Here is a 14608-nt window from a genome sequence, read left to right on the forward strand (position 1 = left end):
GCTCACGATAACGGCGGCCGCACCCGCCCGAGGTGATCGCCGGGCGAACCGAAAAGGTGCGCCGCACCGTGCGCCCGCTTGAAGTAGCGGTGCGCCGGATGCTCCCAGGTGATCGCGATCCCGCCGTGCAGCTGGATCATCTCGCCCGCCACCGTCGCCAGCGCCTCCGAGCAGTGCACCTTCGCCACCGCGGCCAGCCTGCTCGACTCCGGAGCCGCGTAGGCCGCCGAACGCGCGGTCTCCACCAGGACGTGGAGGTCCGCCATCCGATGCTTCAACGCCTGGAATCCGCCGATCGGCCTGCCGAACTGGTGCCGCTGCTTGCTGTACTCCACCGTCAGCTCGAACGCCTGCGCCGCGGCCCCGGCCTGTTCGGCGGCGAGCACCGCGCACGCGACGTCCCGGAGCGCGCCGACGTCGACCGGTCCGATCAAGCGGGCAGGGGTGCGGTCGAAGGTCACGCGAGCGAGCCGCCGGGTCTCGTCCATCGCGGCGGTCCGTACCCGAGGGGCATCGGTGACCTCGTAGAGCGAGTCCCCCGCGAGCACCAGCAGGATCTCGGCCTCGTCGCCATGGAGGACGTAGTGTGCCTCACCATCCACAGTGGTTTCAGAAGCAGTGGACTCAGAAGCGTCACACGCCGGGGCGTTCCATCGACCATCGGCATCCGTCCAGGCCACGGCTCCGACGACACCTTCGGCGAGGCGGGGGAGCAGGCGCTCACAAGCGTCGTCATCGCCCGTGGCGAGCAGCGCGTGCACGGCGAGCACTGCCGAACCGAGGAACGGGACGTCCGCGAGGACCCGGCCCAGCTCCTCGGCGACCACCTGCAGTTCCGCCGTCCCGGCACCGAGACCGCCGAACCGCTCGGGAACGGCCAGTGCCGCCACGCCGATCTGTTCGCACAGCCCCGGCCAGGGATCAGCCTCCCGGTCCAGCAGTTTCCGGACGCTGTCGCGCAGCGCGTCCTGTTCGGCGGTGAACGTCATGACAGCACCCGCTCCCGGTGGAACCGCGGCGTTCCCCAGGCGCCGACCAGCGCGCGGACCCTGGTCAGCCGCAGGCCGAGAGCGTGTTCGGCGGTGTAGCCGATCGCACCGTGCACCTGCAGCCCGGTCCGGGCGGCGAGGTGCGCGGCGTCCCCGCACGCCACCTTGGCCGCGGAGACGTCTCGCCTGTCCAGGGTGACGGCCGCGCCGTACAGCAGCGGTTCGGCCAGCGCGAGCCCGGTCGCGACGTCGGCGAGCAGGTGTTTGACCGCCTGGTACCCGCCGATCTCCCGCCCGTACTGCTTGCGTTGCGCGGCATACGCCACCGCCGTGTCGAGCAGCCACCGTCCGGCGCCGAGGAGGTGCGCGGCCGTGGCGAGGCAGCCCAGTTCGAACGCGCGGTCCGCGTCGAGCGCCGTGCCGAGGTCGTCCCCCGCCACCGGCGGGAACAGCCGCCGTGAACCGTCCACAGAGGACAAGAGTGCGCCGGGGGTGAACGCGCGCAGCCTGCCGTCCCCGACCGCGAGACGGGCGTCGGCGACGTCGGAGTCCAAGGCGTACGGCACGTGGGGCGCGAACGCCACCGACGCCAGCGTCTCGCCGGACGCGACCGAGGTCAGCAGCTCGTCGTCCAGCAAGGACGGCAGTACGGCCACGGTGTCGGTCCACGGGCCCGGGACGCAGTGGTAGCCGAGCCGTTCGAAGCCGACGACCAGATCGACCGGGGTGGCGCCGAGGCCGTCGTACCGTTCCGGGACCGCCAGTGCGGTCACCCCGAGGTCCGCCAGCCGTCGCCAGATCTTGAGACCGGGGCCGGGATCGCCCGAGGCCCAGGACCGGTTGGCCGTGTCGGTGTCCAAACCGGACAGAAGATCGTGCAGGCTGCGGGAGAACTGCTCCTGCTCACCGGAGAGCGCGAACCTCATCGAGCCCCCTTCGGCAGACCGAGCAGTCGTTCGGCGACGATGGACCGCTGGATCTGGTCGGTCCCGCCGTAGATCGGGCCCGCCAGCGAGAACAACCATCCGTCACTCCACCGGCCGCGCAGTTCGGCGTCCGGGCCGAGGACGTCGAGCGCGGTTTCGTGCAGGGAGACGTCGAGGTGGGACCAGAACAGCTTGTTGACACTCGATTCCGGCCCGAGCTCCGCTCCGTCCGCGAGGCGGGTGACCGTGCCGAGCGTGTACAGCTGGTAGGCCCGCGCGCCGATCCACGCGTCGGCCACCCTGTCGGCGGTGTGGGCAGGGCGTCCTGCGTCGCGCCAGAGCGAGACCAGCCTGTCGGCCGCGGCGAGGAACCGGCCGGGACTGCGCAGGGACAGACCGCGTTCGTTGTTCGCCGTCGTCATCGCGACCCGCCAGCCCTCGCCCGGCGTGCCGATCACGTCCTCGTCGGGGACGAAGACGTCGTCGAAGAAGATCTCCGCGAACCCCGGCTCGCCGTCCAGCTGGGGGATCGGCCGGACGGTGACCCCCTCGGCCCGCAGATCCACCATCAGATACGTGAGGCCCTTGTGCCGCGCCGAATCCGGATCGCTGCGGAACAGGCCGAAAGCCCGGTCGGCGAACGTCGCGCGGGAACTCCACGTCTTCTGCCCGCTGACCCGCCATCCGCCGTCGCAGCGGGTCGCGGTGCTCCGGAGCGCGGCGATGTCGCTGCCCGCTTCGGGTTCCGACCAGGCCTGCGCCCAGACCTCCTCCGAGCGCGCCATCTTCGGCAGGATGCGACTCTGTTGTTCCTCGGTGCCATGGGAGAACAGGGTGGGCGCGAGCATGAAGATGCCGTTCTGGTTGACCCTCAGCGGCGCGCCGGCCGCGTAGTACTCCTCCTCGAACAGCACCCACTCCAGGAGACTCGCGTCCCGCCCGCCGTACTCGCGCGGCCAGGAGACGACCGACCATCGGGCCTCGGTCAGCTTCGCCTCCCACTCGCGGTGCTGGGCGAATCCCTCGGCGGTGTCGAATGACTTCAGTGGCTCGGCGGGGACGTTCGCGGCCAGCCAGGAGCGTGCTTCGTCGCGGAAGGCGAGGGTCCGCTCGTCCAGGTCGAGGTTCATCACGAACTCGCGTCCCGCATCGAGCGCGCGTCCTGCCCGCCCAGGGAATCGCCGCCGGACATTTCGGCGTTGTGCGCGTGCGCGAAATGATGCAGGCCGAACACGGAGTCCATTCCGGACCGCAGCCCCATCAGATCCTCGGCCTGGTTGACGGCCTTCTTGGCGAGCGCGAGCCCCATTCGCGGCATCACCGCGATCTTCTCCGCCAGCGCCATCGTCTCGGTCTCGAGGTCGGCGCGGGGGACGACGCGGTTCAGCATGCCCCACTCCTTGGCCTGCTGCGCGGTGAAGCGCTCACCGGTGAACAGCACCTCCTTGGCCGCGCGCGGACCGAGGACCCAGGGATGCGCGAAGTACTCGACACCGGGAATCCCCATGCGTACCACGGGATCGGCGAAGAACGCGTCGTCGGAGGCGACGATCATGTCGCACACCCAAGCCAGCATGAGCGCGCCCGCGATGCACGCGCCCTGCACACTCGCGATGGTCGGCTTCGGGATCTCGCGCCACCGGCGGCACATGCCGAGGTAGACCTCGGACTCGCGGGCGAACCGCTGATCACCGCCCTCGGCGCCGACGTGGTCCCACCACAGGACCGCCTTGCGCTCGAAGGAGACGTCCACGTCGCGTTCCGGGGTCCCGATGTCGTGCCCGGCGGAGAAGTGCTTGCCCGCTCCGGCCAGCACGATCACCTTGACCTCGGGATCGTCGACGGCGCGGGTGAACGCGGCGTCGAGCGCGTAGGTCATCGCCGAGTTCTGCGCGTTCCGGTACTCCGGCCGGTTCATCGTGACGACGGCCACCGGCCCGCGTCGCTCGTACTCGACGGTCATCCGTTCTCCTCCCGCAACACGCGTTTCAGCACCTTCCCCGACAGGTTGCGCGGAAGTTCCGCCACGAAGTCGACAAATCGAGGAATCTTGTAGTTGGCCAATTCGCCCTCGCAATGCGCCAGGACGTCCTCTGTGGACACTGCTGCGCCGGGGCGCAGGACGACGAACGCCTTGCCGACCTCGCCGAGCCGATGGTCCGGCACGCCGACGACGGCGGACTCCGCGACACCGTCCAGCCTGCTGAGCACCTGTTCGATCTCGGCCGGATAGACGTTGAACCCGCCGCAGACGTACATGTCCTTGATCCGGTCGACGATCTTGAGATAGCCGCGTTCGTTCAGCACGCCGACGTCGCCGGTGTGCAACCAGCCGTCCGCGTCGACGGCCTTCGCGGTCGCTTCCGGGTCGTCGAGATAGCCGAGCATCACGTTCGGCCCGCGCAGCAGGACCTCGTCGTGCTCGCCGAGCTTCACTTCGAATCCCGCCGTCGCGCGGCCGGTGTAGTTCGCCACCAGCTTCGCGTCGTCGCCGGGACGGGACATCGTCGCGACCACGGCTTCGGTGAGCCCGTACGCGGTGAGCACGGTGTCGAAGCTCAGTTCCGTCTGCATCCGCTCGACGAGCGCGACCGGCACCGTGGCGGCACCGGTGACCGCGAGCCGGAGACTGGACAGGTCGTGGTTCGCGCGTTCCGGCGCGTCCAGCAGTACTTGATGGATCGTCGGCGCGCCCGGCAGCACGGTGACGCGTTCGGTTTCGATGAGCCGCAGGGTTTCCCGGACGTCGAAGGTGCGCTGCGGCAGCATCGCCGCCCCTCGTAACACGGCGGCGACGATGCCCGCCTTGTACCCGAAGCTGTGGAAGAACGGGTTGATCACGAGGTACCGGTCCTGCTCGGTCAGGCCACCGCAGTCCGCCCAGGCTTCGGCGACGCTCAACGTCTGCCGGTGGCTGCTCATCGCGCCTTTGCTGCGGCCAGTGGTCCCGGAGGTGAACAGGATGTCGCTGACGTCGTCGGGTTCGGCAGGGCTCACGAAGTCGCTGTCGAGGCTCGTGAGCGCGTCCCATTCCGTGACGCCGTCGACCGGTTCTTCCGTGCCTTCGACGGGGATCCGCAGGATGGTCGCGGGGCGGTCGGCGCCGAGGGCGGCCAGGCGGTCGGTGCCGAGGAACGTGCCGGTGATCACGAGCGCGGAAACCCGTGCGCGGCCGAGGATGTCGAGGGTCTCGCGGGCGGTGAAGCGGGTGTTGACCGGGACGAGCGTCGCGCCGGCGTACAGCGCGCCGAGCCCGGCGACGACCCATTGCCAGGTGTTGGGGGAGCAGATCGCGACCCGGTGGTGGCCCTCGAAGAACCGTGCCGCCTGCCGCACCCGCCGCGCGAGTTCGGCATAGGTGAGCCGGATTTCGCCGTCGACGAGTGCTTCTCGTCCGGCGAAGCGTTCCGCGGCCCTGTCGAGCGCCGCCGGGATGGTCCCTGGGGACATCGAGCCTCCCTAGCAAGTGCTTGGTAGGGTAGCCTACGCAGCAGGCTCTGGTTTGGCTAGAGGAGGCATGCGTGGCTCAGGACGGCTTTCGTGACCGTGTGCGCACCTGGCTGGCGGACAACCTGCCGCCGGACTTGCGTGGTTTGGGCGGTCCGGGGCGCGAACACGAGGCCTTCGACGAACGCGTGGAGTGGGAACGGCGGCTCGCCGCGGCGGGCTGGACCTGCGTCGGCTGGCCGGTCGAGCACGGCGGACAGGGCGCGACGCTCGAACAGCAGGTCGTCTTCCACGAGGAGTACGCGCGAGCGGACGCCCCGGCGAGGGTGAGTCACCTGGCCCAGGAACTCCTGGGCCCCACCTTGATCGCGTTCGGTACGCCGGAACAGCGGAAGCGGTTCCTGCCGCCGATCGTCGCCGTCGAGGAACTGTGGTGCCAGGGCTATTCCGAGCCCGGCGCCGGTTCCGACCTCGCCGCCGTGTCGACCACGGCGACCCTCGAAGGCGACGAGTGGGTACTGCACGGCCAGAAGGTGTGGACGTCGCTCGCGCACGTGGCCGACTGGTGTTTCGTGCTCGCCCGCACCGAGTCCGGCTCGAAACGCCACAAAGGACTGTCCTATTTGCTCGTTCCCCTGCGGCAACCCGGCGTCGAGGTGCGCCCGATCCAGCAGCTCACCGGGACCTCCGAGTTCAACGAGGTCTTCTTCGACGGCGCACGCACGGCGAAGGACCTGGTCGTCGGGGAACCCGGCGACGGCTGGCGGGTGGCCATGGGCACACTCGCCTTCGAGCGCGGGGTCGCGACACTCGGCCAGCAGGTCGGCTTCCGCCGGGAACTCGAAGAACTCACCAGGATCGCGCCGGACGATCCGATGATCGCGGAGCGGATCGATCGGGCCTGGGTCGGCCTGGAGGTCATGCGGGCACACGCGATCCGCACGCTGGGCGACTCGTCACCGGGTGTCGCGGAAGTGTCCAAACTGGTCTGGGCGAACTGGCATCGTGACCTCGGAGAGCTGGCGATGCTCGTCCGTGGCGCGCGGGGCATGGTCGCCGAGGACGGGCTCGACGCCTGGCAGCGGCTCTTCCTCTTCACCCGCGCCGACACGATCTACGGCGGCTCCAACGAAATCCAGCGCAACGTCATCGCCGAGCGCGTGCTCGGCCTGCCAAGGGAGGTGCGACCGTGATTCCGGTTCCGAAGTATCCCGAGGGGGCGAACCTTTTGCGGGACAAGGTGGTCGTGGTGACGGCCGCGGCCGGAACCGGGATCGGTTCCGCCGTGGCGAAACGAGCGCTGGAGGAAGGCGCCCGCGTCGTGATCAGCGACTGGCACGAGCGGCGGCTGGGGGAGAAGGCCGCCGAACTCGGCGACGTCCACGCGATTCCCTGTGACGTCACCCAAGAAGAACAGGTCCAGGCGCTCATCGACGGTGCTGCCGCGCACTACGGCCGTGTCGACGTGCTCGTCAACAACGCCGGGCTCGGCGGTACCAAGTCCATAGTGGACATGGCCGACGAAGAATGGGCGCGGGTCATCGACGTGACCCTCAACGGCACCTTCCGCGCGACGAGGGCCGCGGTGAAGCGGTTCATCACGCAGGGCGACGGCGGGGTGATCGTGAACAACGCCTCGGTGATCGGCTGGCGCGCGCAGGCCGGTCAGGCGCACTACGCGGCGGCGAAGGCGGGAGTCATGGCGCTCACCCGCTGCGCGGCCGTCGACGTCGCGGAGCACGGCATCCGGGTCAACGCCGTCGCGCCGAGCCTGGCGATGCATCCGTTCCTGGCCAAGGTGACCAGCGAGGAACTGCTCACCGAGCTCACCGCGCGCGAGGTCTCGGGGAGGGCGGCGGAACCCTGGGAAGTGGCGAATGTGATGGTGTTCCTCGCCAGTGAGTACTCGTCGTACCTCACCGGCGAGGTCGTGTCCGTGAGTTCCCAGCATGCGTGAGGTATCAGTGAAAGCCACCCCAGGGTCCCGCCGCGCCGAACTGCTCGCCCTGGCGGCGAAGCTGTTCGCCGAGCGCGGTTACGTCTCCACCACCGTGCGGGACATCGCGGACGCGGCGGGAATCCTTTCGGGCAGCCTGTACCACCATTTCGACTCGAAGGAGTCGATGGCCGACGAGATCCTCACCGGATTCCTCGACGAACTCTTCGGCGCCTACGCCGAAATCGTCGCGGAGGGCCGAGGCCCGCGGGAAACGCTGGAAGCCGTCGTCGTGGCGTCGTTCGAATCCATTCACCGGCGGCCCGCCGAGGTGGCGATCTACCAGTCCGAAGCGAAGCACCTGATGCAGTTGCCGCGCTTCGACTACCTCACCGACCGCAACACCGAGTTCCGCAAGCTGTGGAACGCGATCCTCACCGACGGCATCGCGGCCGGCGTCTTCCGCGCCGACCTCGACGTCGAGCTCACCTACCGGTTCATCCGCGACACCGTCTGGGTGGCGGTGCGCTGGTACAACCCCGACGGGACGCTGAGCGCGGACGACGTCGCGCAGCAGTACCTCGGCATTCTCCTGGACGGCATCGCGACGAAGACAAGGAAGCGCCGTGGCTGATTCGATGAGCCCTCGGAGGGAAAACGTACCTCGGGCTGAAGCATATGTTCTCGACGCGGTCCGGACACCGGTCGGCAAACGCGGGGGAGGGCTCAGCGGCGTCCACTCCGCCGACCTCGGCGCCCACGTCATCCAGGCCGTCGTCGAACGAGCGGGTGTCGACGCCGACCTGGTCGACGACGTCATCCTCGGCTGCACCGACACACTCGGGTCGCAGTCCGGGAACATCGCGCGGACGGCGTGGCTCGCGGCGGGATTCGGGCACCACGTGCCGGGTGTGACGATCGACCGGCAGTGCGGTTCGAGTCAGCAGGCCGTGCATTTCGCCGCGCAGGCGGTGCTGTCCGGGACGATGGACCTCGTCCTCGCGGGCGGCGTGCAGAACATGAGCGCCATCCCGATCAGCGCGGCGATGCTGGCCGGGCGCGAGTACGGCTTCGAGGACCCGTTCTCCGGCTCGAAGGGCTGGCAGGAGCGGTATGGCAGCGTCGAGGTTTCGCAGTTCCGCAGTGCCGACATGATCGCCGAGCACTGGGATCTGACCCGCGAGGCGATGGAGGAGTACGCCTTCCGCAGTCATCAGCGCGCGGTCGCGGCCATCGACGAAGGCCGGTTCGCCGCCGAAACAGTGCCGTTCGCCGGTGTCGGCCTGGACGAGGGGCCCAGGCGTGACACCAGCTTGGAGCGGATGGCCGGGCTGAAGCCGCTGAGCGAGGGTTCGCGGATCACCGCGGCCGTGGCCAGCCAGATTTCCGACGGTGCCAGCGCGACGCTCATCGCGTCGGAGAAGTTCGTCGAGGAACACGGCCTGACTCCGCGCGCCAGGATCCATCACCTTTCCGTGCGGGCGGCCGATCCGGTGTGGATGCTGACCGGGCCGATCCCGGCGACCGCGCACGCGCTGCGGAAGACCGGGCTGGGCATCGGCGACATCGACCTGTTCGAGGTCAACGAGGCGTTCGCGAGTGTCGTGCTGGCGTGGATCGAGGAGACGGGAGCCGATCCGGACCGCGTCAACGTCAACGGCGGCGGCATCGCGCTCGGGCACCCCATCGGCGCGACCGGGACGAAACTGTTCGCGACCCTGTTGCACGAACTCGAACGGCGCGGCGGGCGCTACGGGCTGCAGACGATGTGCGAAGGCGGCGGGACGGCGAACGTCACCATCATCGAGCGGCTTTGACGCTCCACACGGTGAGTGCCAAGGCGCTGAAAGCCGCGCCCAGCAGGCAGACCCCGGTCCAGCCCGCGAAGGCGTAGACAGCGGTGGAGGCGATGGCGCCCAGGCCGCTGCCGACCGAGTAGAAGATCATGTAGCCGCCGATCAGCCTGCTGCCGGCGTCCGGCCGGAGCGGGTAGATCAAGGTCTGGCTCGTGACGTGCACGGCCTGGACGGCGAGGTCGAGCAGGACGGCGCCCGCCGCCAGGGCCCACAGTGACACGCGGGTGAAGCCCAGCGGCACCCACGAAAGCAAGAGCAGTCCCAGTGCGAGCCCGGTCGTCCACTGTGCCCGGCCGCGGTCCGCGAGCCGTCCGGCGGGCGCCGCCGCCAGCGCGCCCGCCGCCCCGGCCAGCCCGAACGCGCCGATGGCGGTGTGCGACAGGCCGTCCTCGCTGAGCGGCAGGGCGACGGAACTCCACAGGGTGCCGAACGCGGCGAAGATCAGCAGTGCCAGCGTTCCGCGCGTCCGGAAGACGGGTTCGCCGGCGAAAAGCGACACCGTGGAACGCAGTAGCCGCCCGTAGCCCATCCCCGTTCCGGCGGGTGCCGAGGCGGGCAGCACGCGGTACAGCACGATCGCGATCAGCACGGTCACGGCGGCGGACGCGAAGTACACCGCCCGCCAGCCCGCGAGGTCGGCCAGCGTGCCGGAAACCGTGCGCGCCAGCAGGATCCCGAGGACGACGCCGGTCGTCACGAGGCCGACCACGCGCCCGCGTCCGGCGGGGTCGGCCAGCGACGCGGCGAACGCGACGAGGAGCTGCGTGACCACCGCGAGAACGCCGATCGCCGCCATCCCGGCGAGCAGGACCACGCCGTTCGCGGCGGTCGCGGCGACCAGTTCGGCGATCGCCAGCAGCGTCAGCAGGCCGACGACGAGCCGCCGCCGGTCGAGCAGGTCACCGAGCGGGACCAGCAGGAACAGGCCCAGGCCGTAGCCGAGCTGCGTGAGCGTGACGATGCCGCCCACGGTCGACGTGGCGATCCCGAGATCGGCGCCCATGGTGACGAGCAACGGCTGGGCGAAGTAGATCGTGGCGACGGCCGTCCCGGCGGACACGGCGAACAACAGGACGACTCCGCGGTGCACGAACCCTCCAATGGTTTCAATTTGCTACCACTCGGACGGTAGAGCACTGCGGTTGTAAGATGCAACCATGGTGAAACGGACGACGTTCGACGAAGCCCCGTGCCCGGTGGCGCGTTCGGTCGACACGATCGGCGACTGGTGGTCACTCCTGATCGTGCGCGACGCCTTCGACGGCGTCCGACGCTTCGGTGAGTTTCAGCGCAGCCTGGGCGTCGCGAAGAACATCTTGTCCGCCCGGCTGCGGGCGCTGGTCGGGCACGGGGTGCTCGACGTGGTCCCGGCTTCGGACGGGAGCACCTACAGCGAGTACGTCCTCACGGCGAAAGGCCGTGATCTGTTCCCGGTGATCGTCGCGCTGCGGCAATGGGGCGAGGCGCACTTCTTCGCCGCGGATGAGCCGCGATCGGAACTGGTGGACCGTGACGGCGGGCGTCCGCTGCGGGGGCTGGAGGTCCGTGCCGCGGACGGACGCGTCGTCGGCCCGGACGACACCGTTGTGGTGAAGGCGCACGCGTAGATCGGGGCCCTTCCAGGTGAGTCAAGCCCGGAAGGGCCCCGACCGGATGCGGGGAGCCCGGAGGGCGGTGACCGACGGAGCCCGAATCACCGTCGGTCACCGGATCCTCCCGGCGTCCCCAGGGGGTGGCGGTGGGAGCGGAGGCCCAGCAACCCACCGCCACCCGAGGGACCGCGGCCGCCGCGCGCGGCCCCGGTCCGGTCGCGAACCCGGGTCACCCGGCGGGAACGCGAGCCCAGGGCATCTCCTCCTGTGCGGGTACGGCCGCGGTCGGGGTGTCGGACAGGAAGTCCCGCTCGAACGGGGCGAGGATGTCCTCTCCGATCGGCGCCGGCTCGCCCGAAGCACCTGAAGCGGCGGAAGCCGCGAACGACGGTTCCGCGGGAGCGGACGTAGGGAACACCGGCTCGGGCACCGGCAGCCGCCGGTCGAGTTCGGCGGTCCAGTGGATCATCGCCTTCGGCCGGTCCCAGCCCGCCGCGCCGATGAGCCTGCCGTCGCGGACGAAACCGGTGACCCCGTCGGACAGTTCGATCGTGTCCTTGCCCAGCGACGGCATCCCGACCGTCTGCAGCCGCGCGTCGTACAGCGACGACCAGGCACGGGGGAGCGGCGTGTACGGCCGCGCGTTGCCCCGGCCCAGCATCAGGCTTTCCGCCGCCGCGCGCCCGGATTCGACACCGTTCATCCAGTGCTCGACCCGTCGCGGGGTCTCGTCGATCCGAAGGTTCGGCCATTTCGCGACGTCGCCGGCGACCACGACGTCCTCCGCCCCGACGGCGAACAGGGTCGATTCGCACAGGACGCCGTCGTCGATGGTCAGCTCCGAACCGCGCAGCCAGTCCACGGCGGGCACGCTGCCGATCGAGAGCACCACGCAGCTGGCCACCAGGAACTGGTTGTTCGTCAGGTGCAGCCCGACGGTCTCCTTGGTGCTGATCCAGTTCCGCACCTCGGTGTTCATCGCCAGCTTCGCGCGGTGGTGCTGGTGTTCCTTCGTGAGCGCCGACGCGATCCGCTCCCCGAAGCGGTGCAAAGGCGCCTTCGCGTGGCCGATGAGCGTGACGTCACGGCCCATGTACCGCATCGACGCGGCGAACTCGTTCCCGATCAGGCCGCTGCCGATCACCACGACGGACTTGTTGCTGTTCCCCAAGGCCCGCCGGACGGCGAGTGAGTCCTCCACGGTGCGCAGCACACGGACCCGGGGGTCGTGGCGCGGCGAGCCGGGGAGATGCCGGGGGTGGACGCCGGTCGCGACGATCAGGCCGTCGTACCAAAGGGACTCCCCGCCGGGCAGGTGCACCGTGCGTTCCTTGGTGTCGAGCCAGGTCGCGCGGGTGCCGAGCCGCCAGTGGACGTCCAGGTCGAGGTACGGCTCCAGGCTCGCGGCCACCGGTTTCACGCCGCCGGTGATGAGTTCCTTCGACACCATCGGCCGGTGGTACGGCTTCCGCGGCTCGTCGCCGACCAGCACGATCTCGCCGTCGAAACCGAGTTCCCGCAGGCGTTCCGCGGAGCGGAGCCCGGCGACGCCCGCACCGACGATGACGATCCGATCTCCGTCACTCATCGTCGTACGCTCCTTCTCCCTTGACTCTGATGGCTTGTTTCGGGCAGAGCCGGGCGGCGGAAATGGCCTGGTCCAGCCCGTCCCGGTCGACCATCCGGCGGATGCGGAGCTTGCCGTCCGGTCCGATCTTGAACGTGGCGGGCGCCTCCATCTCGCAGAAGCCGAAGATCTCGCACCGCTCGTTGTCGACGCTGACGCGAGTGCCGCGCCGCACGCTTCCGAAGATCATTTTTCGTCTCTCCAAGTCGTTTCCGCTCTCGTCAGACCAGTTCCTCGACCAGGCCCAGCCGTTCCAGGTACCGGGTCGGCATGAACCGCAGGACGGTCAGCAACACGACGGGGATGAGCAGGGTGATCCCGCCGAACCACAGGAGGCCGAGGTGGCCGTTGGCCATGGCACCGAAGAACGCGTGCAGCGCCGTGATCGCGACCGCCGGATAGGCGAGCCGGTGGATCCACACGAAACGCCGGTAGGAACTGAACCGGCTGATGCCGCCGGTCAGCGCGACGGCGATCATCACCTCGAGCCCGACGACGCCGAGTTCGTGCCGCGCCAGCGTGCCCGGCAGGAGCGGGATCGAGATCTGCGCGAGGGTGAAGCCGTCGGGCAGGAACAGGAACGACATCGCGTGCACGACGCCGAACGACAGCGTCAGGATGCCGAGCACCATATGCGAGTTGCGCAGTGCCTTCCGCCCGGTCAGCGACTTGATCCAGCCGGTCGCGGTGAACACGCCCCAGCACAGGGTGAGGCACATGAAGCCGTACGAGATCCGGGCGGAGGTCTGCGCCATGCCCTTGATACCGGGGTCGGTGTCCGATTTCTGGGTCAGGACGATCACCACCTCGGACCACTGGTCATACATTGATCTCTCCTGGGGCACTGGGAACCAGCTCTGGTTCGGCGGCGGCCGCGCGTTTGCGGGTCCGGGTGTTCTTGCTGCGCAGGGTCCGGATGGCGAAGAACAGCCCGCCGCCGAGCACCACCGCGAGCAGCAGGCCGAGGGCCAAGTCGCCGAAACCGACGTCCATCGCGGCGTTGGCCGAGTTCGACTGCGGCACCGGCGCTTCCGGCATCAGTGACTGGTCGACCACGCCGGTGCTCTCCAGCAGGGTCATGTGCCGCAGCACCGCCTGGTTGGCCGTGGTGGCGTAGTCGCGGACGACGTCGTTGCGGGTACCGGCCCTGACCTGGGCGATGATGGGGAACAGCACCCCGTGGGCGTACCGGAGCCGGTTGGCGAAGATCCGGTCGAACTCGGTGTCGTCGCGGGCGGCCTTCATCTCGCCGAGCCACGCGGACTGCTGGTCCGACGGCTCGGACGGCAGGGGGATGCCGAACCGGTCGGCGATGGAATGCGTCGCGGTGTCGAGCCTGCCGTGGTCGATCATCAGGGTCCGGCCGACTTCGCGGGTCCGCTTGCTCTTCCCGCGTTCCTGCGCCCACATCCCGGCGGGCATTTCCCACAATCCGGCCAGTTTGACGTTGACGATCAGGTTCTTGTCCGCCGCGGAGAGTTCTTGGGCGTGCGCGTCGTCGGCAGGGCCGAGCAGTGTCACCGCGGCCATCGTCAGCAAAACGATCAGCAGGCGGGAAAACGCAGGGGGGGTGTCAGATGCCGAGGTCATCGGCCTGCCAGGTCTCCGCGGTGAGCAGCACCTTCGTCCCGTCCGGCTTGACCGGGAACCACGCGTCGTCGACACCCTGCCCGCCGGTGTTGCCGGGCATCGCGTCCTTCGCGTTGCGGTAGAGCGGCCAGCCCGCGAGCGTGACCTGCTCGGTGCCGTCGTCCCTGGTCACGGTGCCGACCAGCGCGCGATCGATACCGGTCACCACGAGGTCGCCGCCTGCTTTCGCGGGAATCCAGGTCCGCGAGCAGGTTTCGGCGCAATTCGACTTGGGCGGATCGACCGTGTCCTTGTCGTAGCGGTAAAGCGTGAAGCCTCCTGTGTCGGTGACGATCGGTCCGAGGTCGAACAGGATCGCCGCGGTGACACCGGGGGCGACGTCGGCCGCGGGGTCGGGCATTCCGGGGATTTCCGCCGCGCCGGCGGCGGGGGCCGCGCCCGGAGAGCCGTTCGGTCCCGCGGTACCGGTGGTGCAGGCCGCGGTCAGCGCGACCACGGCCAAGGTGAGAGTCAGAGGTATGACCGAGCGTGACACGGGGTTCACGGAAATCCTCCTGTCGGGGCCAGAGGAGTGCGCAGTCGCCGCGGGGTGACGGTGCGCAGGCAGGTTTAAGTACACTGTGGACGGTCAAGATCCACAGTGGA

At 69.5% G+C, this 14608-nt stretch carries 16 protein-coding genes; 5 read left to right on the plus strand and 11 right to left on the minus strand.

Annotated elements, in window-relative coordinates; translation table 11 throughout:
- Positions 1-2: 2 nt before the first annotated feature.
- Genes BKN51_RS05150 through BKN51_RS05170 form a run of 5 tightly spaced genes read right to left on the minus strand, consistent with a single transcriptional unit; the run spans position 3 to position 5365 of the window.
- Positions 3-989, minus strand: coding sequence for an acyl-CoA dehydrogenase family protein (locus BKN51_RS05150; protein WP_101606526.1), 987 nt, complete (start codon positions 987-989; stop codon positions 3-5).
- Positions 986-1915, minus strand: coding sequence for an acyl-CoA dehydrogenase family protein (locus tag BKN51_RS05155; RefSeq protein WP_101606527.1), 930 nt, complete (start codon positions 1913-1915; stop codon positions 986-988). Before BKN51_RS05155 ends, BKN51_RS05150 begins: the two co-directional genes overlap by 4 nt.
- Entirely contained in the window at positions 1912-3045 is a 1134-nt protein-coding gene (locus tag BKN51_RS05160) for an acyl-CoA dehydrogenase family protein (RefSeq protein WP_101606528.1), read from the minus strand. Before BKN51_RS05160 ends, BKN51_RS05155 begins: the two co-directional genes overlap by 4 nt.
- Positions 3045-3878: an enoyl-CoA hydratase gene (locus BKN51_RS05165; protein WP_101606529.1), complete on the minus strand. Its 834-nt coding sequence runs from the start codon at positions 3876-3878 to the stop codon at positions 3045-3047. The genes BKN51_RS05160 and BKN51_RS05165 overlap by 1 nt, the downstream gene beginning before the upstream one ends.
- Complete coding sequence (locus BKN51_RS05170) at positions 3875-5365, minus strand: FadD3 family acyl-CoA ligase (RefSeq protein WP_101606530.1); 1491 nt, start codon at positions 5363-5365, stop codon at positions 3875-3877. The genes BKN51_RS05165 and BKN51_RS05170 overlap by 4 nt, the downstream gene beginning before the upstream one ends.
- Before the next feature lie 71 nt (positions 5366-5436).
- Here BKN51_RS05170 and BKN51_RS05175 point away from each other — a divergent pair, with 71 nt between their 5' ends.
- From BKN51_RS05175 to BKN51_RS05190, 4 genes are read left to right on the plus strand one after another with little or no spacing between them, the layout of a single operon-like run.
- Entirely contained in the window at positions 5437-6555 is a 1119-nt protein-coding gene (locus tag BKN51_RS05175; RefSeq protein ID WP_101606531.1) for an acyl-CoA dehydrogenase family protein, read from the plus strand.
- Positions 6552-7319 carry an SDR family oxidoreductase gene (locus BKN51_RS05180; RefSeq protein WP_101606532.1) on the plus strand — a complete coding sequence of 256 codons (768 nt, stop codon included), beginning with the start codon at positions 6552-6554 and terminating at the stop codon, positions 7317-7319. The genes BKN51_RS05175 and BKN51_RS05180 overlap by 4 nt, the downstream gene beginning before the upstream one ends.
- Positions 7312-7932 carry a TetR/AcrR family transcriptional regulator gene (locus tag BKN51_RS05185; RefSeq protein ID WP_168214270.1) on the plus strand — a complete coding sequence of 207 codons (621 nt, stop codon included), beginning with the start codon at positions 7312-7314 and terminating at the stop codon, positions 7930-7932. Before BKN51_RS05180 ends, BKN51_RS05185 begins: the two co-directional genes overlap by 8 nt.
- Before the next feature lie 4 nt (positions 7933-7936).
- Positions 7937-9115 (plus strand): acetyl-CoA C-acetyltransferase, encoded by a 1179-nt coding sequence (locus BKN51_RS05190; RefSeq protein WP_101613054.1) that lies wholly within the window; start codon positions 7937-7939, stop codon positions 9113-9115.
- Here the strand turns inward: BKN51_RS05190 and BKN51_RS05195 are convergent.
- Positions 9099-10244 (minus strand): MFS transporter, encoded by a 1146-nt coding sequence (locus BKN51_RS05195; RefSeq protein ID WP_101606534.1) that lies wholly within the window; start codon positions 10242-10244, stop codon positions 9099-9101. The two genes, BKN51_RS05190 and BKN51_RS05195, sit on opposite strands and share 17 nt — an antisense overlap.
- A gap of 67 nt (positions 10245-10311) precedes the next feature.
- Here BKN51_RS05195 and BKN51_RS05200 point away from each other — a divergent pair, with 67 nt between their 5' ends.
- Positions 10312-10761: a winged helix-turn-helix transcriptional regulator gene (locus BKN51_RS05200; RefSeq protein ID WP_101606535.1), complete on the plus strand. Its 450-nt coding sequence runs from the start codon at positions 10312-10314 to the stop codon at positions 10759-10761.
- A 214-nt stretch (positions 10762-10975) separates the two neighbouring features.
- Here BKN51_RS05200 and BKN51_RS05205 read toward each other — a convergent pair whose 3' ends face one another.
- The 5 genes from BKN51_RS05205 to BKN51_RS05225 are packed head-to-tail and all read right to left on the minus strand — an operon-like array spanning position 10976 to position 14459.
- Positions 10976-12334: an NAD(P)/FAD-dependent oxidoreductase gene (locus tag BKN51_RS05205; RefSeq protein WP_101606536.1), complete on the minus strand. Its 1359-nt coding sequence runs from the start codon at positions 12332-12334 to the stop codon at positions 10976-10978.
- Entirely contained in the window at positions 12327-12563 is a 237-nt protein-coding gene (locus BKN51_RS05210) for a ferredoxin (RefSeq protein ID WP_005164337.1), read from the minus strand. Before BKN51_RS05210 ends, BKN51_RS05205 begins: the two co-directional genes overlap by 8 nt.
- Positions 12564-12594: 31 nt before the next feature.
- A complete protein-coding gene (locus tag BKN51_RS05215) occupies positions 12595-13200 on the minus strand; it encodes a ferric reductase-like transmembrane domain-containing protein (RefSeq protein WP_101606537.1) in 606 nt (201 codons plus the stop codon).
- The gene (locus BKN51_RS05220; protein ID WP_236781096.1) at positions 13193-13903 is read right to left on the minus strand and encodes a DUF4142 domain-containing protein; all 711 of its coding nucleotides are present in this window, start codon (positions 13901-13903) and stop codon (positions 13193-13195) included. Before BKN51_RS05220 ends, BKN51_RS05215 begins: the two co-directional genes overlap by 8 nt.
- Positions 13904-13946: 43 nt before the next feature.
- Positions 13947-14459 carry a hypothetical protein gene (locus BKN51_RS05225; RefSeq protein ID WP_236781105.1) on the minus strand — a complete coding sequence of 171 codons (513 nt, stop codon included), beginning with the start codon at positions 14457-14459 and terminating at the stop codon, positions 13947-13949.
- Positions 14460-14608: the final 149 nt, after the last annotated feature.

Origin of the sequence: Amycolatopsis sp. BJA-103, assembly GCF_002849735.1 — a bacterium.
Taxonomy (GTDB): domain Bacteria; phylum Actinomycetota; class Actinomycetes; order Mycobacteriales; family Pseudonocardiaceae; genus Amycolatopsis.